This is a genomic window from Lactobacillus sp. XV31L (genome assembly GCF_059900865.1).
In genome coordinates this window covers 276,351-300,813 of sequence record NZ_JBWXGC010000001.1, presented here as the reverse complement: position 1 = coordinate 300,813, position 24,463 = coordinate 276,351, and the positions used below count along the sequence as shown (strand labels likewise).

Annotated in this window: 29 protein-coding genes, 1 tRNA gene, 1 pseudogene and 1 CRISPR repeat array; of the genes and pseudogenes, 8 read left to right on the top strand and 23 right to left on the bottom strand. The window is 41.9% G+C overall.

The window, feature by feature from the left end:
- Positions 1–161 precede the first annotated feature (161 nt).
- Both treR and treC read left to right on the top strand, forming a co-directional pair.
- Positions 162–893, top strand: a complete 732-nt coding sequence (gene treR, locus AC2JF7_RS01430) for a trehalose operon repressor (RefSeq protein WP_500726314.1) — start codon at positions 162–164, stop codon at positions 891–893.
- On the top strand, positions 890–2,545 hold the full coding sequence (gene treC / locus AC2JF7_RS01425) for an alpha,alpha-phosphotrehalase (RefSeq protein ID WP_500726313.1): 1,656 nt from the start codon (positions 890–892) through the stop codon (positions 2,543–2,545). Before treR ends, treC begins: the two co-directional genes overlap by 4 nt.
- A gap of 127 nt (positions 2,546–2,672) precedes the next feature.
- Here the strand turns inward: treC and AC2JF7_RS01420 are convergent, their stop codons facing one another.
- The 12 genes from AC2JF7_RS01420 to AC2JF7_RS01365 form a co-directional block, all read right to left on the bottom strand.
- Entirely contained in the window at positions 2,673–3,356 is a 684-nt protein-coding gene (locus AC2JF7_RS01420; protein ID WP_500726311.1) for a dihydrofolate reductase family protein, read from the bottom strand.
- 23 nt (positions 3,357–3,379) lie between these two features.
- Positions 3,380–3,694, bottom strand: coding sequence for a carboxymuconolactone decarboxylase family protein (locus tag AC2JF7_RS01415; protein WP_500726309.1), 315 nt, complete (start codon positions 3,692–3,694; stop codon positions 3,380–3,382).
- Between the two features lie 2 nt (positions 3,695–3,696).
- Entirely contained in the window at positions 3,697–4,113 is a 417-nt protein-coding gene (locus tag AC2JF7_RS01410) for a cupin domain-containing protein (RefSeq protein WP_500726307.1), read from the bottom strand.
- Complete coding sequence (locus tag AC2JF7_RS01405) at positions 4,103–4,531, bottom strand: MerR family transcriptional regulator (RefSeq protein WP_500726306.1); 429 nt, start codon at positions 4,529–4,531, stop codon at positions 4,103–4,105. Before AC2JF7_RS01405 ends, AC2JF7_RS01410 begins: the two co-directional genes overlap by 11 nt.
- Before the next feature lie 251 nt (positions 4,532–4,782).
- The gene (locus AC2JF7_RS01400) at positions 4,783–5,244 is read right to left on the bottom strand and encodes a hypothetical protein (RefSeq protein WP_500726304.1); all 462 of its coding nucleotides are present in this window, start codon (positions 5,242–5,244) and stop codon (positions 4,783–4,785) included.
- Complete coding sequence (locus tag AC2JF7_RS01395; RefSeq protein WP_500726402.1) at positions 5,231–5,437, bottom strand: helix-turn-helix transcriptional regulator; 207 nt, start codon at positions 5,435–5,437, stop codon at positions 5,231–5,233. Before AC2JF7_RS01395 ends, AC2JF7_RS01400 begins: the two co-directional genes overlap by 14 nt.
- Positions 5,438–5,644: 207 nt before the next feature.
- Positions 5,645–6,868 carry an MFS transporter gene (locus AC2JF7_RS01390; protein WP_500726302.1) on the bottom strand — a complete coding sequence of 408 codons (1,224 nt, stop codon included), beginning with the start codon at positions 6,866–6,868 and terminating at the stop codon, positions 5,645–5,647.
- A complete protein-coding gene (locus AC2JF7_RS01385) occupies positions 6,841–7,146 on the bottom strand; it encodes a hypothetical protein (RefSeq protein ID WP_500726300.1) in 306 nt (101 codons plus the stop codon). The genes AC2JF7_RS01390 and AC2JF7_RS01385 overlap by 28 nt, the downstream gene beginning before the upstream one ends.
- A 205-nt stretch (positions 7,147–7,351) precedes the next feature.
- Positions 7,352–7,963 (bottom strand): hypothetical protein, encoded by a 612-nt coding sequence (locus tag AC2JF7_RS01380; protein ID WP_500726298.1) that lies wholly within the window; start codon positions 7,961–7,963, stop codon positions 7,352–7,354.
- Entirely contained in the window at positions 7,960–8,358 is a 399-nt protein-coding gene (locus AC2JF7_RS01375; RefSeq protein WP_500726297.1) for a DUF6895 family protein, read from the bottom strand. Before AC2JF7_RS01375 ends, AC2JF7_RS01380 begins: the two co-directional genes overlap by 4 nt.
- The gene (locus tag AC2JF7_RS01370; RefSeq protein ID WP_500726296.1) at positions 8,355–8,693 is read right to left on the bottom strand and encodes a hypothetical protein; all 339 of its coding nucleotides are present in this window, start codon (positions 8,691–8,693) and stop codon (positions 8,355–8,357) included. The genes AC2JF7_RS01375 and AC2JF7_RS01370 overlap by 4 nt, the downstream gene beginning before the upstream one ends.
- A 2-nt stretch (positions 8,694–8,695) precedes the next feature.
- Entirely contained in the window at positions 8,696–8,851 is a 156-nt protein-coding gene (locus AC2JF7_RS01365) for a hypothetical protein (protein WP_500726294.1), read from the bottom strand.
- A gap of 136 nt (positions 8,852–8,987) precedes the next feature.
- Between AC2JF7_RS01365 and AC2JF7_RS01360 the strand changes: the two are divergent.
- From AC2JF7_RS01360 to AC2JF7_RS01350, 3 genes and pseudogenes are all read left to right on the top strand, one after another.
- Positions 8,988–9,155: pseudogene (locus tag AC2JF7_RS01360) on the top strand (helix-turn-helix domain-containing protein); the annotation flags it as partial.
- 107 nt (positions 9,156–9,262) lie between these two features.
- The gene (locus AC2JF7_RS01355; RefSeq protein ID WP_500726292.1) at positions 9,263–9,847 is read left to right on the top strand and encodes an Rgg family transcriptional regulator; all 585 of its coding nucleotides are present in this window, start codon (positions 9,263–9,265) and stop codon (positions 9,845–9,847) included.
- A 13-nt stretch (positions 9,848–9,860) separates the two neighbouring features.
- A complete protein-coding gene (locus AC2JF7_RS01350) occupies positions 9,861–10,229 on the top strand; it encodes an alpha/beta hydrolase (protein ID WP_500726400.1) in 369 nt (122 codons plus the stop codon).
- Positions 10,230–10,351: 122 nt separating this feature from the next.
- Here the strand turns inward: AC2JF7_RS01350 and AC2JF7_RS01345 are convergent, their stop codons facing one another.
- The 6 genes from AC2JF7_RS01345 to AC2JF7_RS01320 form a co-directional block, all read right to left on the bottom strand.
- Positions 10,352–12,298: a M13-type metalloendopeptidase gene (locus tag AC2JF7_RS01345; protein ID WP_500726290.1), complete on the bottom strand. Its 1,947-nt coding sequence runs from the start codon at positions 12,296–12,298 to the stop codon at positions 10,352–10,354.
- A gap of 139 nt (positions 12,299–12,437) precedes the next feature.
- Positions 12,438–13,211 (bottom strand): alpha/beta fold hydrolase, encoded by a 774-nt coding sequence (locus tag AC2JF7_RS01340; RefSeq protein WP_500726289.1) that lies wholly within the window; start codon positions 13,209–13,211, stop codon positions 12,438–12,440.
- A gap of 204 nt (positions 13,212–13,415) precedes the next feature.
- Positions 13,416–14,417: a hypothetical protein gene (locus tag AC2JF7_RS01335; RefSeq protein WP_500726287.1), complete on the bottom strand. Its 1,002-nt coding sequence runs from the start codon at positions 14,415–14,417 to the stop codon at positions 13,416–13,418.
- A 97-nt stretch (positions 14,418–14,514) separates the two neighbouring features.
- Positions 14,515–15,471, bottom strand: a complete 957-nt coding sequence (locus AC2JF7_RS01330; RefSeq protein ID WP_500726286.1) for an NAD(P)-dependent oxidoreductase — start codon at positions 15,469–15,471, stop codon at positions 14,515–14,517.
- Positions 15,472–15,484: 13 nt separating this feature from the next.
- Positions 15,485–16,456, bottom strand: coding sequence for an amidohydrolase family protein (locus AC2JF7_RS01325; RefSeq protein ID WP_500726285.1), 972 nt, complete (start codon positions 16,454–16,456; stop codon positions 15,485–15,487).
- 175 nt (positions 16,457–16,631) lie between these two features.
- Complete coding sequence (locus AC2JF7_RS01320) at positions 16,632–17,759, bottom strand: matrixin family metalloprotease (protein WP_500726283.1); 1,128 nt, start codon at positions 17,757–17,759, stop codon at positions 16,632–16,634.
- A 337-nt stretch (positions 17,760–18,096) separates the two neighbouring features.
- Here AC2JF7_RS01320 and AC2JF7_RS01315 point away from each other — a divergent pair, with 337 nt between their 5' ends.
- A complete protein-coding gene (locus AC2JF7_RS01315) occupies positions 18,097–18,240 on the top strand; it encodes a hypothetical protein (RefSeq protein WP_500726282.1) in 144 nt (47 codons plus the stop codon).
- A gap of 171 nt (positions 18,241–18,411) precedes the next feature.
- Positions 18,412–18,746: direct repeats of the CRISPR family, unit length 30 nt; unit sequence AGGATCACCCCCGCATACGCGGGGAACACT.
- Positions 18,747–19,496: 750 nt separating this feature from the next.
- Here the strand turns inward: AC2JF7_RS01315 and AC2JF7_RS01310 are convergent.
- From AC2JF7_RS01310 to AC2JF7_RS01295, 4 genes are all read right to left on the bottom strand, one after another.
- Positions 19,497–20,414: a hypothetical protein gene (locus AC2JF7_RS01310; RefSeq protein WP_500726280.1), complete on the bottom strand. Its 918-nt coding sequence runs from the start codon at positions 20,412–20,414 to the stop codon at positions 19,497–19,499.
- Positions 20,415–20,460: 46 nt separating this feature from the next.
- Entirely contained in the window at positions 20,461–20,733 is a 273-nt protein-coding gene (locus AC2JF7_RS01305; protein ID WP_500726278.1) for a hypothetical protein, read from the bottom strand.
- Between the two features lie 228 nt (positions 20,734–20,961).
- A tRNA-Thr gene (locus tag AC2JF7_RS01300) sits at positions 20,962–21,034 on the bottom strand.
- A 181-nt stretch (positions 21,035–21,215) separates the two neighbouring features.
- Positions 21,216–21,932 (bottom strand): SDR family NAD(P)-dependent oxidoreductase, encoded by a 717-nt coding sequence (locus tag AC2JF7_RS01295; protein WP_500726277.1) that lies wholly within the window; start codon positions 21,930–21,932, stop codon positions 21,216–21,218.
- A 260-nt stretch (positions 21,933–22,192) separates the two neighbouring features.
- On the opposite strand from AC2JF7_RS01295, the gene AC2JF7_RS01290 reads away from it, so the two are divergent.
- Together AC2JF7_RS01290 and AC2JF7_RS01285 are read left to right on the top strand one after the other, a co-directional pair.
- Positions 22,193–22,894: an MgtC/SapB family protein gene (locus AC2JF7_RS01290; protein ID WP_500726275.1), complete on the top strand. Its 702-nt coding sequence runs from the start codon at positions 22,193–22,195 to the stop codon at positions 22,892–22,894.
- Between the two features lie 107 nt (positions 22,895–23,001).
- Complete coding sequence (locus tag AC2JF7_RS01285; protein WP_500726273.1) at positions 23,002–24,201, top strand: DUF2974 domain-containing protein; 1,200 nt, start codon at positions 23,002–23,004, stop codon at positions 24,199–24,201.
- A 76-nt stretch (positions 24,202–24,277) separates the two neighbouring features.
- Here AC2JF7_RS01285 and AC2JF7_RS01280 read toward each other — a convergent pair whose 3' ends face one another.
- Positions 24,278–24,436, bottom strand: coding sequence for a CsbD family protein (locus tag AC2JF7_RS01280; protein WP_500726272.1), 159 nt, complete (start codon positions 24,434–24,436; stop codon positions 24,278–24,280).
- Positions 24,437–24,463 lie beyond the last annotated feature (27 nt).

Sequence of the window (24,463 nt, the reverse complement as noted above, 5' to 3'; positions counted from 1 at the left end):
GATACCGCTTTCCTAAAATTATATAACTTGTATAGACAAGTGTCAACAAAATGTTTATGATGTATATCTGAACAGGGATTTTTTGATTTTTTTCATTCCTAGACAGGCTATAATGGACTACAAGATGGTATCATTAGGTTAAAAAAGGTGGACTATTAGCAATGACAATTAAATATCTGCAGATTGCTGCCGATTTAAAGAAAAAAATTAAACATGACCAATACCCTGTTGGTGAGCTTTTGCCTAGCGAGCCAGTCTTGTCCGAACTGTACAACGTTTCCCGTGAGACTATTCGAAAGGCATTAAACGAATTAACAACCACAGGCATCATTCAGAAGGTTAAAGGCAAGGGGTCGGTTGTCATTGACGCAGCTCGAATTGCCTTTCCTGTTTCAACAATCGAAAGTTTCGATGAACTGAATAAGGAAGAAGAGATGCATGCTTATACTAAAGTCTTGCAATTAGCTGACGCTCAATTACCAGTTAGCATCAACAAGCAATTAGGCTTGGCAGACACTGCAGCTACTTATGTCATGCGATTGCGATCTATCAATCAGAACCCGATTGTCATTGACGAAGACTATATTTTGAAAAAGTTCGTTCCCCACATTCCCGTCGAAGAAGCCCAAAAATCCTTGTATTCTTACTTTGAACATGAATTAGGCTTGGCAATTGATTATGCCACTAAAACCATTACAGTCGAACCGGCAAGGCAGGACGTAATCGAATATTTGCAACTGACTGATACTAACTTGGTCGTAGTAGTACGGAGCTTGACTTATTTAAAGGATACTTCATTCTTTCAATACACCGTTTCATACCATCGCCCAGACAAGTTTAAATTTGTCGACTTTGCACACAGAAAGGCCAAACACGGAGGAATTATTTTATGAGTTTTGCAGACAAAGTTATTTACCAGATTTATCCCAAATCTTTTTATGACAGCAATGGTGACGGGATTGGTGACTTGCAGGGGATTATCCAAAAGATTCCCTACCTCAAGCAATTGCACGTGGACATGATTTGGTTTAATCCCTTCTTTGTTTCACCACAAAACGATAACGGCTACGACATTGCCAATTATTGTGCCATCGACCCCTTGTTTGGCACAATGGCAGACTTTGAAGAATTGGTCCAAAAACTAGATCAAAACCAGATTGGCGTGATGCTAGACATGGTTTTGAACCATTGTTCAACTAGCCACCCTTGGTTTCAAAAAGCATTGGCTGGAGACAAGAAGTACCAGCAGTTTTTCTATATCAGAGAGCCTAGGCCGGATGGCAGCTTGCCCAATAATTGGATGTCCAAGTTCGGCGGGCCGGCTTGGGCACCATTTGGCGATACTGGGAAATATTACCTGCACTTGTATGACAAGACCCAGGCTGACCTAGACTGGCACAACCCTCAAGTTAGAGCGGAAATATACAGGGTGCTTAATTTTTGGCGGTCCAAGGGGGTTAAAGGCTTTCGCTTTGACGTGATTAACGTGATTGGCAAGGATGAAACATTGGCCGATGCGCCAAAGGGCACTGAAAGCAAGGTGCTTTATACAGACCAACCAATCGTTCACCAGTACTTGCAAGAACTCAATCAAGAGACTTTTGGTCAGGATCCAGAAATAATTACTGTTGGTGAAATGTCGTCAACTAATATTGCCAACTCTGTAAAGTACACCAACCCAGCTCGCCATGAATTGTCGATGGTCTTTACCTTTCACCATCTTAAGGTCGATTATCGAAACGGACAAAAATGGACTAAGGTACCCTTTGACTTTTATAAATTAAAGCATGCGCTTAATGATTGGCAGGTAGGGATGAGCCAGGGCGGTGGCTGGAATGCGCTGTTTTGGAATAATCACGATCAGCCATGGGCATTAAGCCGGTTTGGTGATCCAATTCATTACCGGGAAAAATCCGCTGAAATGTTAGCAACAGTGATGCACTTGTTGCGTGGCACGCCCTTTATTTACCAAGGGGAAGAGATTGGAATGATTGATCCCAACTATCATAATTTAGCCGATTATGTTGATGTAGAAACCCTCAACGCCTATAAAGAGCTTAAAAAGCAGGGCAAAAGCGACCAGCAAGCTTTGGCAATTATCCAGGCCAAGTCTCGAGACAACAGTCGCTCGCCCATGCACTGGGACAATAGTGCTAATGCCGGTTTTACCTCTGGTACGCCTTGGTTAAAGATCAAAGACCAAGACCGCATTAACGTTGAAACAGAGCTCGACCATGGTGAGATCTTCCCCTATTACCAAAAGTTAATCCATTTGCGGAAGACCTACCCTATTATTGCTTTGGGGTCTTATCATCCACTTGATTTAGACCACTCCCAGGTCTTTGCCTACTGCCGGCAGTACCAGGGACAGACCCTTTTGGTCATTAATAACTTTTACGGGCAAAAAGTATCCTACCAATTGCCAAAACTTTATTGCGGCAAGCCAGCCCAAGTCCTAATCAGCAACTATGACCGCACTTTAAGTGCAGTCCCAACAAAAATTGAGTTACAGGCTTACGAAGCAATTGCATTGCTAACTAAATAGTTAACTGCTTTAAAAATAAAACGACACTCTTTAGAGTGCCGTTTTATTTTCTTATGGTATTAGAAAGTCCCCCCACATAAAAAAGTACGTTTACTAACCTCAAGTGCTGCCTAACAAGCTTGTCTACCTATTGCTTTTTAAATATCAGGTGCACCCCGCCATCTGCTAGTTGCTTGACCTCCTTGATGGCAAATGTGTCATCACCGTATTGGCCCAGAGTGTCAAAGGCGGCCCTTTCATTGGCATCCCCACTGACATGCGGTGCGATTACCAGAGAAATTTCGTCAACCAGGTGCTTTTTCAAGAATACACCGTCAATCACAGCGCCGCCGCATACAGCCAAGGTATCAATGGCAAAGTGCTGCTTCAGCTTGATCAGCACCGCGCTTAGGTCAAAGTCCTCTTCACCGCTAACAATATAGGGAATATCCATTGACCGTAAAAAGGCCAAATATTCTTTGGTCGCCTGCTTAGTGACAACTTCGAGCGCATGCATCCTGTGCCCGTTGTACTCAAAGTAATTCTTGGTCCAATTACACTTACCCTTGCGATCAAAGGAAACCGACCAGGTTGCTGACTTAATGTCAGGAAGCCAGTCCTCATAGGTAATACCTGTAGTTGAAAACTTGCTGAAGTCCGGGCTTCCCTTAGCTGCATACATCTGAATGGTGTTGCGGCCATTCCCATCGGCATTGCTCAAGTTAAACAGCTCGTCTGAATAATACGCACTGGAAACACCGCTGCCATAGGGTCCATCGATCTTGCCATCAATTGAAACGTACATATGGACAATAACTTTGCTGCGTTGCATTATACTTCCTCCCTATATTCATGCTATTTACCATAGATTTCCTGAGCATACTTAAAGGCGGTCCAGGTCTTAGGCCAACCGGCATAAAAGGCCAGGTGGGTAATTAGTTCCACCATTTCTTCCTTAGTGACACCGTTATTCTTGGCCATCTTCATATGGTCTTCCAGCTGCGGCATACCTTGTGTCAAAAGACTGGCAACTGTAATCAGGCTACGGTCACGGGCTGACAGTTTGTCTTCACGCGCCCAAACTTCGCCAAACAAGACATCATCGTTTAATTCTGCAAACTTAGGTGCAAACTCACCCAAGTTATGGCGACCTGCTGTTTGTTTTTTCATGATTATTCTCCTTGATTAATTTTGTCATATTCCGAGTCTGTCACAGGCTCAAGCCAGACCGGACGACCAGCAGTAATGGCCAGGTGCGTAAACCAGCTATCCTTGGCTGCACCGTGCCAGTGCTTAACATCATTGTGCACAACTACCACGTCTCCCGGATGCAGCAGACGAGCGGGCTGACCCCATTCTTGGTACCAGCCTTCGCCGCCAGTAACTAGCAGAATCTGAAAGCCATCATGGTGCTGGTGCCAGTTGTTGCGACAGCCCGGCTCAAAGGTGACGTTGCCAACACCGACATTGAGTTCGGGATCATTAACTAGGTTGACCAAGTAGCTTTTGCCAATAAAGTCTTCGGCATAAGCGACATTTTCCTCGCCCAGGGGAAAAATCACCCCGTTTTTCACTTCTTTATTTTTCATTTTTGTCTTCCTCCTCAAATTGTTGTAAATACTCGGCAAAACTACCTTCATCACAATCATGCAGCTTGCCTTCATACCAGTCGATCTTATGGGTTAAAATCTTTAAATGCATCTGCATCTCGGTTATTTTGGTCAAACTGTTGGTCTTCACCTTCTGCAGCAGGGCCTGGCGTTGGGCAATCGTCTGGTCGCCCTGGCTGCGCAGGGCAACGTATTCCTTGATTTCATTCATGCTCATGCCACAGCCCTTGAGGTGCATCAAAAAACCGATCCATTGAACGTCATGGTCAGTGTAGTAGCGCTGGCCGTTAGGACGGCGCTGCGGAATAATTAACTTTTCATTTTCATAGTATCTAAGCGTATACGGTGAAAGTCCAACTAGCTGAGCAAATTCACTGATTTTGTATTGTTTTTCCATAACTCACCTTTTTCTGCTTGTCCCATGATTTGCAATAATCATATTCTTTAGAGTTAACTCTAAGTCAAGTGTTTTTAGCTAAAAGCACCAAAAAAGCGTGCATGTTGGCACGCCTGTTTAATAACTAAAAACCTAAAAGACATTCTAAAAAGTCCTATTGACTTTGCAGTCGCTGGTGTAAAAGCAAATTTCATTCAGACTCCTACTTGAAACGAAAATTACAGCAGGAAATTATTTTTGTCTACTAATTTTTAATTGCGGTAGTCGTTAACAAAGTACAAGACCAATTCAATCACAATTAATAAATTCCATAGTGCTATCAACACTACAGCAATTGCAATCAAAACGAATGCCGTGTAACTGGTAGTGCTTTTTTGGAACAAGATAACGCCCCCCGCCAGGAAGCCATAACCCAGAACAAAAAGCATCGTATCCGTAATCTTAAACAATTGCTGCTCGGTCTTCATGCTAAGGTACTTGTTCCGCTCATCGGCATCAAGGTCTTCGCTCGTGCCCACGTCCTTGGCGCTCAGATAGGCGCCAACAGTCACCACGACGCTCAAGATAAGCCAGACTAGGTCTTTCACGATGTACGGCCAGGCAAAATGCTTGAGCATATGCTGGCTCAGCAGGAACAATTGGCTGGCGGTACAGAGCATAAAAACCACGGTCTCGACGTAGTATCGCAGTTTTCTCTTCTTATTCTTCGTCATTTTCTACATACTCCTTCAAACAAAATATAGTTTCGATATCGGTGGCAAAAACCTGCGCTAGTTTGTAGGCCAAAACGATTGATGGCTTGTACTTGCCCCGTTCAACCGAGATGATGGTGCGTTCGGTCACGCCCGTTTTTTCGGCCAAATCGCGCTGCGTCATGCCCCGTTCTTTTCTCTTCTCTTTAACCAGGTTTTTGATGGTTCCACCTTCCCCTCAATATGAAGCACGCTTCATGTAGTTTGTTTCATATTTTACCGAAAAATTTCCAAAAAGCAAGATTTTTTGTGATCGATTGTGCGATTCGGATACTTTTGTTAGTCAATGACAAAAAAGCCTGCCTTCTAAGTTCTTTTGAACATGGAGCAGACTTTTACCTTTATTAATTGTGCGTTATATTTAACTTTTACCTTTTGCGGCCAGCAAGTACAGGCTGTCTGCCAGCAAAACCAGAGCGCACAGGAGCAGGCCCCACAAGGGTCTGGTGGCGTTAAACATGATTCCAAAGAAGGCGTAGCCAACCGGTGCGAGTGCCGAGACAAGTGCGCTGGTCGCCGAGCCCACGCGGCCCTGCTTGTCCTCATCGACCTTGGTGCGCACATACATTGAATACGGTAGGTTGATTCCGGCCAGGGCGCCGCCGATGACCAGCATGCAGACGCTGAACGTCAGAACCACAAGAACCCGATTGTTAACCAGACTGGTTAACGCAAGGATTAAGAAGGACCCAGTCATCAAGAGCCCCAGTTTTCCGGTTAGCCTTAGGTAATTTTGCCTTAGTTCAACGGAACCCAGCAGTAGGCTGGCGACGATCATCCCAACTGCACCAAAGCTGTCGGTTATGCCATACGCCTGCGCGCCGATGTGCATGTCTTGCAGCATGATCACGGGCAGGCCCACCTCCAGACTGCTGAGGGCGAAGTTGGCAAAAATTGCAAACAGCAGCAGCTTCTGCAAATTTTTATTTGCCAGGAGGTACTTCAGGCCGTCGACAAATGATTCTACCAGTGAAAATTCCCTGTGCGCTGCTTTTTTCGCCTCTACCAGGTAAAAGTTTAGCCGCCAAATAATCAGCAGAACAATGACTTCGCTTACTAGTTCAAAGACTCCCGTCACCTCAATGGCCAGCAGACCGAACAACACGCCGCCAACGATTGGCGCTAGGGTGGTAACCAGGGCAGAAGTCAGCTGCTCGTATGAAACCAGCTTCTGCCGGTGCTTGTCTACCACCATTTGCATCGTCGAGGCCTTGTAGCTGGTAGACTGCACGTTGTCGCAAATGGCCAGCAGGACCGTCGTTAAACCGATGACAATAATTTTCAAGCCCAGAGTTTCCACCGCACTAAACAGGCTGGTAAATAAAATCATTACCAATACGCTGCCACCCTGTGCTACCAGCGCCACCACCTTATGGTCATACCTATCGACGAGGTAGCCCACAAGGGGACTGACCAGCAGGTTGATCAGCGGCTGAAGCAGCAGGATCACGGAGAACGTAATGCTTGAGCCCGTTTGCTGCAGCACGTACAGGCTCAGGCAAAATGAAAAGATCGAACTCGCAAGATTCCCGACGAATAGGCTGGCAATTGCTAATTTTAGTTGGCGCTTTGACTGTTGTTCCATTTTTCTTTCCCAATTTCTTTAATTATTACTTTTTTTATTAAAATAAAATATATAGTTGATAAATGGTTAATTTCAGTTTTTTCATCTTCTGAGGTCAAAGAAATAAATGGATTTAAATAACCGTATAAGCCATCGTTTCGATATTGACTTTTAACAAATTGAATTAGATATTTTAAAGATTTAGTAGATTTATGTTTCCTGCACTCTAAAATAGAAATTAATAATAATCCCTTTAAATCATAAATTTGTTGAAAATATGCTCTTAATGCATCAGTCAATAAATCGCCACAATTAATTTTGCTAAAAATATAGTCAGTATCTAATCTTTTAAGCGCCAGTTTATATATATCTTTTTTGCTAAATTTATAGTTGTTGTAATAAATTTCATTTATTAAAAAAAATCTTGATTACTAAATTTCATACTTTTTAACTCATCAATTGGAATAATTTGTTCTATAGAGAAGAACAACCTAGTCAAATCAATCATACTAATAAATTCTCCAATAATATCAAGTTAACAATATTTAAGCGTGAAATCATATGCTTGTCTGTAAATTCCTTTCCTTCTTTAACAATCAAAAATATAAAAAATTGATTTGGATCTACTATTTGCTGATTATATTTTTTGAAAATTTCAAGACTTTCGTTTTCTGATAATGGTTTGAGTGCTAATAATTCTGGAAATAATAATGAATGTTTTAAATCTGATATATCATATAAACTTTTATCAAATGTAATATCATAATTTAATATATCTAATTTTGTCAGAATAATATATTCTTTTAACGATAACTCATAAGTGCTATAATCTAAACTTTCAATTGTATATTTATTAAAATTCAGTCTTTCAAAGCAATTAGCAATGCAAAAGCACTTTAGTCGTAGCTTAGGGTTCGTTTTAAAAATATCTTCTAAAAGCAAATTTTCACTTGCTTTTTTTAAGACTTTATAACAAATTGATGTGCTTTCAATTTTAATATCAAAATCTATTATTTTTTCAGATAACTCAGATATCAATTCAAAATAATTAACCTTAGTTAGTTTCTTTTTTGAATGTATAAATATTTTATTCCGTATTGCTTGTATATCTTTCATAAATATTGCCTAATAATCCTAATACAATGATAATAAGTATAATCATCAGTTGAAAAATCATAGTCCCTGTTTAAAATTGGCTCACAAATATATTTGTAGAATTCTTTAAATATGTTTATGAAAACTTTTTTTTGAGATCCCCCAGTTATTAACAAAACAATTAAAAATTCAGCTGCCAAATCATAATTCTTTGATAAAATGGAATAATAATAATTTTTTATAGATTTATCCCAAATTTCTTTAATGTCATTTTGTGAAAAGATACTATTAACCTCAGTTTTGCCAAAATTGAATGCGAAAAACATATCATGTGTGAAACTATATAGATCTAAATAATCATATAAGTAGATATCTTTTTGTTTAAATACTATACTTTTTAATATAATACTTTTCACTTTTTTTTATTTAACAAAACTTTGCTTTTACTACCCCAAATTGCTAATAATTGTTCATTCGGCTTCAGGTATTTTCTATAAAGAAATTGTTCAGTAAACAAGTTTTTAAGTTTTTCTTTACATGCATCCACTGTAAAGTGTTGCTCAAATAATTTATAATATAAAAGCTTGTCTTTTGATATTAATAAATATATTAATATCTCTCCTTTTACTTTATCTGGAGATAATTTATATTTTTCTACATCATATTTAGAGAAAAAAAGCCAGTTTTTTCTAATGATTTCACTGACTTTTTTCTCTATTTTATAGATGTAATTACTTACTTCGTTTTCCACTTTTAAAGTAAACACAATCCTTCTGTTTGTTCTGTTGAATCATTAGAAATGGAAACAATCCACGAGACACAAGCCAGGAATTTTCCTTCTGCCATAGTTTCTTTATTAAATTCATCACTTACATCGGCTGAACTCATTCTAGTAATCGTTAATTTCATAATAAAACCTCCATGAAATTTAGTTTTACCTGAAAAGTAAATTTGCTTTTCTAGGTTAATTAAATTAAAACATATTATTATCTGTTGCATTTGCGCTTTTCTCATATATGATAAAAAGGAAGGGATTAACGAAATCATGAAAAAAGCGGGAACTCAATTTAAAAATATTAGACAGGCCCAGGGCATTACCTTGAGGGAAGCGGCAAGCGATATCTGCTCCATTCAAATGCTGTCCAGGTGGGAGAACAACAGCGGCCACATGGATTTCCAGCGGGCCGTTAAACTGTTCGAGCGCATCAACCTGACCGCGGAAGAATACATCAACCTGGCCGACCTCGATTTCCGCGACGGCATCGCCCTGAGGCTAGAAGCTGCCTGGGAAGACAAGGACACGGCAAGGACACGGCAAGCATGCAGCACCTGGCACAAGAGGCGCTTGACAAGTACCACGCAAGCAGAACGACCATCGACCTCGACTACGCCGCTATTGCGTGCAGCCTGTACTATAAAGTCGCGGGCAACAACATCTTCTCCATTTCCGACCAGAATCAGCTGAACCGCCAGCTATCCCGCGTGACCATCTGGGGCCAGGAATACTTATCGTTGTTTGCGAACAGTACCGCGGTAATCAGCCCCAAAATCATCTACGAGATTTCATCCCAGGTCATTGCCAACATTTCCTTCATAGAAAAGGCCGGCGAGAGTACCTTTCACTTCGCAGTCGCCACCCTCCTTGAGGCCGCTATCGGCCTGCTCGTTAAGGGCCAGGACAAGTTTGCGGACGGCCTTTTGAAGCAGATCAACCATCTCACTCTCCCCGACCGCGAGATGCTCCTAATCGTCGGGCGCAATTTCCTGAACGCCGTTTTAACTTGCCGCAGGGACAAGCACGACGACCAGGCCACACAGATTATTCACTTCCTGACTAGCATGAACATGACCACAACGGCCGCTTATTTTTTGGAAATATTGAATAAGGTTAAGGCGATAGACTAGTGCAGAGCAGCTTATCCTCCTGTCGCCGTGGATTGACATTACTCAGTCGAATCCAGCGGAACAAAAGTACCAAAAAACGGACCCGATGCTAAAAATACCTGTCTTAAAGGTTGATGGCCGATACTGGGCAGGCAGGTTATCTCCTCACAATTACCGCTTGTCGCCAATAAATGGCAAAATGGCAGGCCTGCCTAAAACAACTATATTTACAGGAACGCGCGAAATCTTTTATCCCGATGAACTACAATTAACCCGCAAATTGCAGCGTAATGCTGTCCCCGTTACGCTCCATGTGGGCCATAATTTAAACCACGTCTACCCGGTCTATCCCACTCCAGAAGCAAGCCGAGCCCAGCAGCAAATCATTAAACTACTGAAATAAAGATAAATCACAACGGCTTCGCTCATTGCCAGCAAAAAAGCCTGCCCTTCCAAGTTCTTCTGAACTTGAAAGGCAGGCTTTTAAATTTATGCTCAATTTCCACTATCTCTGTGCAACAGGTTTTACCAAACCTTGACCCGTTTTTCCGGATCCAGCCACATGCCGTCGCCCGGCTGAACGTTGAATGCCTGGTAAAACTCATCCTGGCACTGCACCTGGACGTTGGTCCGCGCTTGCGGGAGCGCATGCACGTCCGTTGCGGCAAGCATTTGCAGGAATTCCGGCTTGGCATTTGTCTCCCAGACGCGGGCGTAGTTTTCAAAGAGGGTGCGGCTATCGCCACCCTCCTGCCTGTTGGCCTCAACAGCAACGGTCAAGCCCCCCTGGTCGCCAATATTTTCGGAGACGGTCAGCTTGCCGCTTAACTTCGCCTGGCCGATTTCGACCCCATCAAACAGGTCCTCTTCGGCCTTGATGCGCTTGTTAAACGCGGCGAAATCTTCAGCACTCCACCAGTTTTTCATGTTGCCTGCCTCGTCAAACTGCGCACCGTTATTGTCAAACGCGTGGGAAATTTCGTGTCCAATCACGCTGCCAAAGCCGCCGTAGTTGGCCGCGCGGTCCTGGTCCAGGCTGTAAAACGGTTTTTGCAGGATCAGCGCCGGGAAGGTGATGTCGTTGGTCTGCGGATCGTAGCAGGCGTTCGGCTCGACGGCCGACATGACCCACTTAGTGCGGTCAACCGGGTGCTGCAAGTCGCTAAAATTATCCTCGATTTTGATTCGTCTGTTGGCCTTAACGTTAGCATACAGGGTGCCCCCCTCTTCGGCCGGGATCACCTCAAACAAATCATAGAACTTCTGCACCTTGTCTGGGTAGCCGATCTTGAGCACCAGGGTGTCCAGCTTCTTGATTGCCTTCTCCTTGGTTATATTCGAGAGCCAGGTATTGGCCCTTAGGCGCTCCTCGTACACCGCAATCATGTTCTTGACAATTGCGGTGGCATCGGCCTTGGCCTCCCGGCCCAGGTAGGTTTCGCCATAGTACTGGCCGACCACGTCGTCAAACATGGCTTTAGTCCGATTATAGGCAAAACGCTGATCCGAAGGCAGCGCATCGATGCCAAACATTGCTTGGGTCAACGGCAGTGCAGCTTCCCTGAACTGGTGCGACAGGTAGTTTGCGGCATCATTGATGAAGCGGCCAACCAGCCAGCCCTTCAATGCGGCAAAGTTATTTTCATTAAACAAATCATCAAAGTGGTCCAGGTATTTCTGCTCGCCGACGATTATCAGTGCGGTCTTGTCAAGCCCCGTTTGTTTGAGCAGCGTGGTCAGGTCCAGGTTGTGGCTCTTATTTGCAAACTCCTCTACGCTCACGGGGTGGTAATTATTCTCAACCTGAGCGTTGTATTCGGCCGTGTTATAAACTTGCGCCATGCGCTGGTCCAGCTCAACGGCGGCCTTGGCATAGCCGGCGGCCTCTTCTTCCTCTACGCCCGCCATCGTCAACAATGTCGCAGTCTGCTTCTCCCAAATACCGAGCAGCTGCGCGGTCTTGTCATCCTGGTAGTAGCTAGGATCACGCAGGATCAATTCCTGCCGGTTAAAAACCGTCACGTTCAGCTGCGCGTTTTTGAAGTCGGGAGCGACCTCAAACTCAAAGGGCAGAACGTACTCAAGCAGCAGCTTCTTAAGGTTCTTGTTGACGTCCGCAAGGCTGGACAGTCCCATTAAGAAGGCCAGGTCGTCCTTAATGGGCGCAGCACCATCCTCATCGCGCTTCTGTGCATTTTTCGCCAGTTTGTAAATGGCCACGGCCTTGGCAAAGTTCCTCAGCGCTGGGAGCGGATTCTTGCCAGCGGCAAAATCATCGAAGTCCTGGAGCAGATGCTTGCGTACCTTCTCGTCAACCGCATAAAAACTGCTAATCCACGGTTCATCCGCGGGAACGGGATTATCGTTCATCCACTTTGAATTCACGGCCAGGTACAGGTTGTCTTGTGGGCGGGCATCGGTGTTGGGCCTGGTGCCGTCGCCTGCACCGCCACGTACATTAAATTTGATCATTTTCTTTCTCCATTTTTTAATAATTTATTTATTTTAGTATAGCCTTTTTAGAGAAGATTTGGCAAAAAAGTCATATTCGACATTTTTATGTGCTTTTGCCGGAATTTAGTCGGACATCATGGCAACGTTAATCCCCTTCTTACTTGCTCAGGTTCACAATCACGGCAGCAATCTCTTTAGGATATTCCCATTGAATGTAGTGAAACGAACCTAAGGCAATAATCTTAGATGCGGCGTGATGGTTAAAATATTCTGACCGCGCATATTCCGCCTTGCGATAGGCTTCCGTAACAATAATTGTAGGGACAGTATCCTCAAACTTAGCAGTAGACCGCCAAAACTCATCATTCTGCATAGCCTCGACTGCGTTCTGACTAGCAGCCTCATCAAACTTATTGCTGGTTTCCTCGGTGGTCCGCCAAAAAGCAGCGGCTTCTTGCGCCGGAAACAATTCATTCATTTTATTATGAATAAAGTCATTACTACTGATAGAGCCTGCCTTAAGATAAGCTTCTTCCTTAGGTGGGTTTAGGATAATTTCGCGTGTCGTAGGCTCAATCGTAACAAAAGCACGTAAGTGACTAATTTTATCCCTCATCTGAAACGCATAAATTCCGCCAATGCTATGCGCCACAACAATAACACTCTCAGCCTTGAATTCATTGATAATTTTTGCTAGTTCACTGGCTTCATCTGTCAAGGTATACGGTGCAGTGGACTTACCGCTAAAGCCCGTATTCAAATAATCGGGCGCAAATAGGCCGTAGTCTTCGGGCAACGCTCCAATTACTTGCGAAAAACTCTGTGCGGTATCAAAGCTGCCAAAACTATTCAGGAAAACAATGAGCGGATTGCCCTTTCTCATTGTGTATTCAATTTGGCCGATGGAAGTATTGACGTATTCTTGCTGCATTAGATGCTCCTTTAAATAAAAATTCTATTATATATTTTAATATAATTATAATACTGATATTTACATTTAACCTATCAAAAAGGCCTGTCCTTCTAAGTTCTTCTGAACCTGAAAGGCAGGTCTTTTAGCGACAAAATCATTTTTAAAATTTGCTTTTGCTCAAACTAACTGTCATTGTCCGTATTTTCAAGCAGCCGGCCCGTTCTATTCGACATCAACCTGGTAGATGGCCACCTCATTGGCCTCGCGGTTGGCCGCCAATAGATATTCCTGGCCATCCTTTTCATAAACGGTGACGTTGCTGGGACCCAGACGCGTGCCCAGAAGGTCAGTGGCAAGCTTGTCATCTTTAATCAGCTCCAGGCCCTGCGTGCCGGCACGCCAACCAAACAAGAAGCAGTTCTGCCCCCTAATCGCGCCGCCCCAGATGGCGTGCCCAAAGGGCGTCTCTGTGGTGCTGACCGCCAGCGTGTTGAAGTTAGCGTCATATAGCCGCAGGTGCGGGCCGTGGAAGCCCTCAATCGCCAGGTACTCCAGCTGCCCGTCATTATTAATATCGGTGGCTGCGATATCTGAAGTTTCCCGTTGAGCTAACTGATGCAGCTGCCAGTCACTCTCCTGCGTGGGATGGTCGAGACGGAAAATACCTTCGGTACCAGTAATTAGCGAGTAGCCGGTCATGCGCTGGTAGCCGTGATTTTTGGTGATTCTGATGGACAGTGCCCGCAAATCAGTAATCTGACCTGAGCCATCATGGTAAGTACCAACCCAGACCTTGCCTGGATCGGACCAGTCATCTGTAGTCTTTTTGGAATTGGCAATGGAACAACCCACATACCAGTATGCATCACCTGCCTGAGGAATGATGTCAAAGCGGTGCAGATAAGGGAATTCGCCCACGACAGTCTGGTCCCAGCCCTGTCCGTTAAAGGTTTCTTTTACAATGCGGCAGTGCAGCGAGTTGAATCCCGGATAAAAGCGCTGTGTGGCCAAAAAATTTAGCGTTCCTGGTATTGGAACCAGCGTCATCGTGCCGCCAACGTCTGGCCAAACGACTATTTTGCTAAACTCATTGTCCAAATCATAAGCATAGCAGGGTTGGTCTTCTTCTGAAGCCACAATCACAAGGTCGCGGCCACAAGCGCGCAGACGCATAATCGCATAGCAGTGATCAAGTTGGTCACTAAAAATTTTGCTAAATTCCATTCTTTTTCTTCAACCATCACTTTCAAAAAATCCCCCTTAGCTGCTGGCCAAAGGGGGTCTACTGTAATACTGGGCAATTCCACCGGCACATAAAATACTACTTGTTAACCTGGTTGCGCGGCCTGTGGTCCCGCAGATAGGAAATAATATTTTGAGCAGCTTCTGCCGCAATCGCCGTTCGGGCTTCCAAGGTAGCAGTCCCAGCATGAGGCGATAAAACAACATTGTCTAAAGCGCGCAATGCCTGCGGCACCTCGGGTTCAGTCTCATACACGTCGAGACCCGCCCCAGCAATCTCGCCTTCTTGGAGGGCGCTAATTAGGTCGTTCTGCTTAATGAGCTTGCCTCGAGCAGCATTGATGATGTAAGCCGACTTCTTCATCTGCTTGAAGACCTGGGCGTCAAAAACACCGGTAGTTGATGGCAGAGCAGGAGCATGCAGGGTAATGACATCAGCAGTTTGCACCAAAGTGATGAAATCAGCGTACTCTACGCCCAGCTTTTTTTCTAGTTCAGGGGTTAGGCGGTGGGTATTCTTATAAATCACCCTCATGCCAAATACCTGGGCAAACTTAGCCACTTGCCGACCAATTCGGCCCATGCCGTAGATACCCAAAGTTTTGCCTTGCAAACCCATGCCCATGTATTCGGGCTTTGAAACGTTGGGCCATTTGCCTGCCCGAATCATCCGGTCGTAAGAGTGGAGGTGGCGCACTGTGGCTAATAAGAGCGCAAAGGTCATCTCAGCGGTGGGCAGCAGCACGCTTTGCGGGCAGTTAGCTACTACAATGCCCTTTTGTTTGGCATAGTCGATATCGATGTTATCGTAGCCCACGCCGCTGACGGAGATAATCTTCAGGGCGACCCCTGCATCAATCAACTCACGGTCACCCCTCATTCCCGCAAGAATCAGTCCTTCATACCCAGCCAGGTGGTCCAGTACCCACGTTCTGCTTGTCTTGGCTGGTTCGTAAGTAACAGCAAAATTTTTTCTTAATTCAGCCAAACCTGCCTCGGGGACAATACCCGTTACCAATACTTTAGTCTTGTTCATTACCCTAACCTCCCTATTTATCCTTAAAAGCAGGATCTACGCTGTCTCGCATTGCCTGCACGTTTTGCGGTTTAAAGTAAATCCGTTCAGCATTATTATACAAGACATCTGCCAGTTCAGAGCTGCTAAAGAGTTTGCTTGCCTCTAGCCAAGTAGACAAGTCATGGTAGGAGTTGAAGGTCGCCGACCACGGTGCATCCGACCCCCAAAAGATGCGCTTGGCACCCAGAATTTCCTTGGCCAGCGCTACGTCTTTTTGACAGCGGGGATATGGGAAAAGGGTCTCGCCCTCAATATCTTGAATTGCGGATACTTCAGTTGTGATATTGCCAAATGGCTGCCACTGCCTTAAAGCATTGACCAATCGGTCTAAATGGTCAGCATTCGGAAAAGACAGGTGACACACAACAAAGTCTAATTCCGGATAGCGCTCAGCCAGGTTGGCGATTGCCTCTGGCTGGTAGCTGGATTGGGTGTAGTCACCGTAATCAACAGTAATGACAAAGCCTGGGTAGTCAGCAAAATAGTGAAAAAGCAGGCCCAATTCTGGTGCCGTGTCCAACCTAAATGGGTGGTGGTAACCGTGCAGGCCGCCACCTTGACTAATTTCTAACTTGATGGCCCGAAAACCCAAATCTTCAACATGCCGCCTAACAATTTCCATGGCATTATCAGCAAAGGGGTCAACGGAAAAAGCCGCAATGAAGCGGTCAGGATATTTTTTAGCAGCCTGGTAAGAATAATAGTTCTGAAAGCCATACAGGCTGCCCTGCAGCAAGACAGCTTTGGTAACCTCGCTTTCATCCATGATTTTAAACGCTGATTCAGCTAAAAAGTCATCCGCTCCCCAGCCATCAGGAATTAGCTGAAGGCGGGTGCCATTATCCCAAATTGCTTGTCCCTTGCCCAAAGGCGTCATGCGGCCCTTGGAGTTAAAGCCAGCAAGTGAGCGGACTAAGTGCATGTGCCCGTCAATCTTTTTCATAATATTTCATTCCTTTTCAATTGCCTATTTCTCTACTACTATAATAACCTTTATTTGAGAAGCATGACTAGTTTGCAGCTTTTTTTAGCAACACCTGATTTATTAAACATTTATGCCAAAGATAACAAAAAGCCTGCTATCACAATTTTTCACTTGTGATAGCAGGCGTCAAGATTTACTTTACTATACGATAAACTTCTCCTTCTTTAAGCTTTGGTAATGCTACCATTTTACTTGTCTTCTGCCCTCTCTTATGCTGAGTAATTCTCAAATCATCATAATTTTTAAATTTACTGCTTTCCAGAGTTATATTGTCCTTAGGAATATCACTTATAGTGGTATATATTGGCTTCCCATTTTCCCAAATTTTAACAATATTCCCAGGACTAGTATAGAAATCAATATCGACTGATTCTTTATTCCTCTTTACCATGTTTAAAACAGGCTTACCTGTAGCATATTTCTTAGCAGAAACAGTTTTAAGCAATCTCTTATCACCATAAACTTTAAATGCCGCATAGCCCTTAAATGGGACTGTTACTTTGAATTTTAAGACATTCTGTTTTACTTCCAAATTTTTAACTACTTTATTATCATATTTAATTTTTAAATGGGATACATCAGAAGTCCTACCAGTAAAAGTTATTTTATGTGTCTTACCGGAATAATTTGCACGAAAATCGGCGACTCTAGGGTTAAGCTTTATGGGTATAGCTACAGTAACAAAATTATCATTACCTACCAAATCTCCAACCATAGCTTTTGAATATACTTTTTTCATTCCCTTTACATCAGATTTTTTAATAGAGTATAAACGATTGGCTGGATTCATTACAGAAATACTATTTTTTGAATTATGCTGTAATCCCAAGGAATGACCTAATTCATGTTCAGCAACATTAACAGCTTGTTGCTTTGTATATTTTAACTTTTTTAGTACTGTTTTATTTAAAATAACATTACTGCGACTAACAACTCCAGTTTTCGTACTATAGGTAACTAAGCAGACACCAGCCAGCCCTTTCAGCGAGTCCATTTTTGCTTCAGTAAGAGCTTTTAAATGGGTTTTTGATTTAGTTACTTTTTTCCATGTAAAACCATGCTTAGTCCAAGCTGAAGTAGCTTTTTCCCAAACAGATTTATAATACTTTGATTGTTTATCAACTACATACGTGGAATTTCTATTCGGATACCTCCATTCAGCAATCGGGGTTGTAGCCTTTGTTTTAGCTGACACATTTGTTGGTAGACAACCTATTAATAATGTTAAAGTTAATATAGAGTAAAATTTTATTTTTTTCAAAGTACTGTCCTTTTCATAATAATAATTATTAATATTATCACTGTAAATATATAATTTCAATATTTGTTGTTATATAAAATATAACAAGTCTAAATTACAATATGTCGTTTCAGTATTAACCTTATTAGCAAAGCTGGTTCAGAAAACTTTTTACTGTAGACCTTTAATAGCAGATGGATTTTAATCAAGCTTTGTTAAGGTATTATATACCAAAACAACTAAATATACTGTCCTCCAAGCAGCTTAAATTTAGCGTTGTAGTTGAAAGGTTTTGACTACTTAATATTAAATTCAAAGAACGGTTGCAAAATCTTAAAGACCAAGAATCACTTGAAAAATGCTATGGATTGAATATGAGTTTAATCCAGATGATCCACTAGTTAAAGATTCAACAAACGATTTGCCTCAGCCTTTAGATTTAGATAATGGTATAACAAAAATGAAGCAAGGTGCTTTGCGCGAACTTACTTCAATTCTATGATCTTATCCATAAATCTTATTGAATATGACGTTGTAATAGTCCTAGGAATAAATACCAAAAGTAAGCCATCAGGTAATTCTTCATACTTCACATTTCTTAATAATTCTAGAAGTTCTTTAGTTTTTCTAATCTTTGAGTATTGCTTATCTTGTTTGCTGTCATCAAGTTTTTAATTGCACCCCCGCATACGCGGGGAACACTTAATTTGACCTTGAAACTTGGTGACTGGCTTAGGATCACCCCCGCATACGCGGGGAACACTTTTGGTGCGCCGCCTAATTGGATTACCGAACAGGATCACCCCCGCATACGCGGGGAACACTCGTTTACATACATAATCGTGTATTGATTTTTAGGATCACCCCCGCATACGCGGGGAACACTGAAATTCAATGCCGATGAGAGTGGTAGTTCTAGGATCACCCCCGCATACGCGGGGAACACCAAGAGATTGCTTACCGTCATAACCACGCTTGAGGATCACCCCCGCATACGCGGGGAACACACTAAACAAATGTTATTAGACCGGGATTTGTTTTTCCAGTAAAGGACAAATTTTATGAGTTTAGTTTTTAAACAAAATTTTGTTGTTTTGTGAGTTTAGTTTATACATAGTAACTTTTCTGAGCTTCAATTTTGCTCTCCTTTACAAAAATATTGATTAAATATCTATAATAATGAACCAGTAGTTAACTACTGGTTTTTTCTTACTATTAAGTAAGAAAAAATGATATTGAGTAGATACATTTATGATACCGCTTATAATTATCTGCTTCAATAGGTTTCAGTAACTGTCTAGACCTATTGTAAACAGTTAGTTTTAGGTTACCAAAGCAGGACTAATACTTTTAGTAAAGCTAAAAAATAAAATGTAAAAATACCACCTGCAACAAAAAGTTGTAAGTGCTATTTCTATATCTATACGATTTTAAAAAATCTGATTCTGCACAGCGAAAAACCGGTTGTAAATGTTGTTATATCAGTCTTTGTTTCTATCTAAAAAATCACTCACGGAACATCGTTTATTTTATGTTCCGTTTATGTTCTTAGCTTTCCTTTTCAAACAAAAATTATCCTTCGCGTATCTGTTTGAAACGTTGATACACCAAGGATAATTAACTTGCACAAATCTAAATTATGCGACTAGAAGCATGTAGTTTTATCATAGCTTTTATTACTAAACTAGCCTTTATATATTAATTTATAAAAGTTGTGTGGCTATTTTTGTGGTTACTATAGCTTATATCATAATTTAATTATTTGGATATTAGTGCTAACCCAAAAATACAAATAATCAGCAGCACATCAGAAAAATGGATTTTTTCCTTTAATGCAAAACTACCAAAAATAACACTATATAAATTGGTCATATTGAGAAAAATCCACGCAATTCCCGAATTAGGCGATGATGTTGCTAACGTATACGTCGCTTGTGCTAGTATTGTCAAAACTGCACGGGCACCATAAATTCCAAAAATCTGTTTGTTAATTTTTACACCCTTAATACGCAAACTATGATGCTTAACCCAAAAAGTAATAATTGTAATGATACAGCGAATATAAATTGTAGCAATCGTAAAGTATACTAAATCAACCAGCCTTATAACGCCTTTAGTTAATAATGGCGATAGTGCTGCTTGTATAATCAACAGAGGACCAATAACCATAAATGTTTTTAACAAAGTTGTCACATTCATCTGACTGTGTCTCTGCTTAAAAATAATGTAGCAAACCACAATAATCGTAGATATAATTGAAATCAAATAAGACGACTTGTTAAAGTAACCCATGGTTAAACAGATGGCTAAGGGAATAAACAAGTCGGTCATTTTGCTTAAAACAATTGATTGCATTATCGTTACTTTTTTAAAAACATAACTGTAACCATACGCAACTAACTGCGCAAGCAAACCATAAATAATAATTTTGCCAATATAGTTTCCCGTTATTTTGGGCGTAGGAAACTTACTTAACAAGCCAATTAAAAATATAGTTACTAAGGCCGTACTGCAAAGATTATTCAAAAAATTCACATTAATTGAACTTTGATGGCGGTATCCCATCTGATAACGATCAATTACTGAGATTATTCCCCTGGACAAAGATGACATTATTGCAAATGCAATCAATAAAAAATTGCTTATTACCATGTTATTAGTATCCCAACTTTTCACTTAAAAATGATTGTTCCAACTTATTTCTAGTCATTTTTACCTGTTCTCAATTTGGATATTTATTATAATCTGCGAGTTCAGGTTTTCCAACAGCGTCTGCTAATAATGTCCTTAAATGCTGCCTTGGCATAGGTCTAGAAATCTGAAAAAGATATTCTTGATTATTTGCAATTTCAAAATAAAGATATTGACCTAATTCATAAATTATTCTATTACTATCAATATTTTCTTGCAACATTTGGTAAACTTTAACAAATACCGTCAAAGATAGATTCATTCTATCTTTTTTATTTTTTCCAAAATAACTTATATGGGACACATAACAACATCTCTTCAAAAGCTTGATAAATCGGTATTTATTAAAGATCAAACTTATTTTTACCACACAAAAATTACCAAATTCTACTTTTGTGGCATTTGTGTGGCAAAAGCTAATATTAACAACTTTGCATAACTATCAACTATAAAAAACACAAAAAAAGCCTATTATCAGGATATTTATAGAAACTCAATAATAGACTTCTTAAAGCTAAATTATAAAAATTAATGCTGACTAGAGGATTCGAACCTCCGACCTCATCATTACTAGTGACGTGCTCTGCCAACTGAGCTAAGTCAGCATTGTCATACTCGACAACGATATTTATTAAACCATATTAGCCGTGTTCGTGCAAGTCTTTTTTCCCTTTTTCTAGGTAAAGTATGACAGTAATAAAAATTAATTTAGCAAATACTAGAATATTGGATAACCGGCTTTCATGCATCCAACCGCTTAAGGATCAGATTGCTATTGATCCTTGCTCATCTTCTTATTGTCAAATTGGTTAATTCTTCTAGTTTACTTAAATATTCATCTTGCAATTCTATCTTATCCACTCGTGAATCATAATTTGCCCGCTGCAAATGGTAAAAGTAGCCTCCAGAAACCTTTGGGTCATTCAAGGTAGCAAGCTTCACCTGCGTTGTATAACCCGCAACCAAGTCATCAGACGCAGCTGCCCCACCCATTTTAGTGGGCACCCAGCCTGGATCTACAGCAGTTGCAATAATGTCCTGATCCAGTCTAGCCAATGACTTGGCCAGCAACAATACTTGCAGCTTTGATGAAGAATAATCTGTTTGTTCTTCTAAATGGTCAAGATTGAGCCGGGCACCCATATGCATATCAGAAGAAGTAAAAATGATTCTTTGCGGCCTCTTCATTAACGCAATTAGCAGGTAGGGCGCCAGAACATTTACTTCAAAGGTCACCTTGCGCTTGCTGGTATATATGCCGGCATTATGGATTACGGTATCAATTCTGCCCAATTTGTTGGCCGCTTGAGCCAGATCAACCACTTCCGCTTTATTGCCCAAGTCCCCAATCAAAATTCCTTTGGCCTGCGGCAGTTCTTTCTTTAGTACTTGCGCTTTTTCTTGATTACGGGCGTGCAGTATAACATTATTTCCCTCTGCCATCAGTTCTTTGGCCATCAGATAACCCAAGCCTGCCGTTGAACCAGTTACTAAAATATTCATCTTGATTTTCCTTTCCCTGCAAATAATAGTTTTTAAAAATTCTGCCTCGTCCCACTTGTAGTAGCACTAGTTGCTTTCCTTAATCATATGGCTGCAATTTGTTGTTTTTAGCTTTGCCATTAATATAACCTTCTTGCCCTTGCCTTTATTAAATGTGTTATTTTTTATTAATTTTTGTGTAACTAATTTAGGCTTTCCTTTTTAAGAGTATAATATACAATCGTATAGTAAGAAGTTTAGTTTAGAAATGGAGTGATGTAATGGCTACTTTAATGCCGCTTGCTACTCAATTCGACTGGTTGTTGCGGATTTTAATCGCTTCCTTATGTGGAGCTCTAATTGGTTACGAGCGGGCAATTCAACGCAAAAGTGCAGGGGTAAGAACACACATCGTTGTCGCTTTTTCTTCTGCACTGTTTATGATTGTTTCAAAATATGGCTTCGCTGACTTGCTTAAATTGTCAGACGTTGCCCTTGACCCATCGCGAATCGCGGCACAAATTGTCTCTGGCATCTCCTTTATTGGAGCCGGTGCGATTTTAGTCAAAAAACAGCAAATTTCTGGTTTAACTACTGCAGCTGGAATTTGGGCCACTTCCGCAATTGGGATGGCGATTGGCTCTGGCTTATATATGCTAGGAATTGCCGCTACAGCCCTGCTCTTCGTTATCCAGATGCTTTTCCATGATGATACCCTAATTGACAAAATTATCATGCACATCCGCTTTAATATTCAAATTGAAGCGGTCAACAAGCATAACATCTTGCACACAATTGAAGGCGAATTGACAGCCAACCACGTTGAAAATGTTTCCGTGAAAATTCTTAATGTCACCGATGAGCGAATTACCTTCTTTGTTGATGGCATTATCAATAATGATATTGATGAAAACAACATTATCATGGCACTGCGCAAGTATCCAGATATCAAGCGGATCAGCTATGCCAGCGTTAGCAAGTAGTTAACTCTATTGATTAAGCGATAGGTAAATCTATTGCTTTTTCTTTGCTATTTGTTTGGCAAAGACACTACAATAATACATGATTTTCTACTGAAAGGAGTAGTTTGATGGCAGGTTCACTTGATTATTTACGTTGGCGCGGGGATTTATCTTTTGCCGAAAAGCCCTTCAACAGTGTTGATGCAGCACTTTTATCGTCACTGGTTTACCTACCTGCGGACGATTCTGCCGCCAACCATACGCTTGGCGAGGTTGCAGTGCAACTGCGCAATTTGCCAGCCTTTCAACACCAAATGCACTCTGAAACAGCGGCTGAAATTATTTTGCTGCCGGAAAGTCCCCGCTTGGGCCAGGTCAAAATTCTTGATTGGACTGACCGCTTGGAGACTGACCCCAATCCCTTGCAGTTTAGCGCTGCCACCTTTGCCGTTGGCAAAAACACAATTGCTATTGCCTTTCGGGGAACCGATGGTTCGATGACCGGCTGGAAGGAAGACATGCGCATGAATTATTTGCCTGAGATTTACGGACAAAACGTTGCTGCTGAGTACCTAACAGAGATTGCCCATAAATTTCCCGACCAGCAAATTTATTTGTTGGGTCATTCAAAGGGTGGCAATTTTGCTCAGTACGCCCTTAGTGCTGTTGCGTCACACATTCAAGACCGCGTCATCAAGGCCTTCAGCTTTGATGGACCAGGCTTTTTCCACCAGGTATACACTAATCCGGGCTTCGTACGTACCATGTCCAAAATGAAGACTTACATCCCTCAAGGATCGATCTTTGGCGCCATGCTCGACCACCCTGAACAAACAATCGTCGTCAAAAGCACCGTGGCAATGCGCAACCAACATGATCCGCGGCGGTGGTCGGTTGGACGGGACAGTTTCACTTTAGCAAAAGGCTTATCGCCCAACAGTCGGGTAATCAGGCATGCGCTAATTAACTTTAACCATTCCATTCCGCAAGATAAGCGCAACGAAACCTTTTCTGACCTGTTTGAAGCCTTTGAGAATTTTGATATCAATGAGCTGCACCAATTGACTAGCAACAAATTAGTCGGCACATATCGGCTCAGTCGCGTCTTTTTGTCGCTTGATCCCCCAACCCGTAAGCTGATTACTCAGATTTTTAGCAATATCTGGGTTTCATACAAACACAACCTGACCTTGCCAATGATGGCCAGCAACTATGCACTTTACCCTCAAAGCAACGACTCTAACCGGGCACCAGTTTTTTATGAATTCTACGATCCGGCACATCCCAATTTAGACTTGCCGCCAGAGGTCCGCAGCAAGCTGCATTAGCCCAATTGTTTCATGTGTAACGCACACTAAAAGGGCAGAGAAACGAAATGTTTCTCTGCCCTTTTTTAATGAAGAATTATTTCTTCATGTCCTTTTTAACGTCGTCAACCTTGTCTTTAATAGTTTCAGTTGCTTTGTGCGCCTTATCCTTGACATCGCCAGCCATTTCTTTGGCCTTGCCTTTGACTTCTTCAGCTTTACCAGCCAATTTGTCCTTCATACCTTTATCTGCCATAATTATCGATCCTTTCCTAACAATATC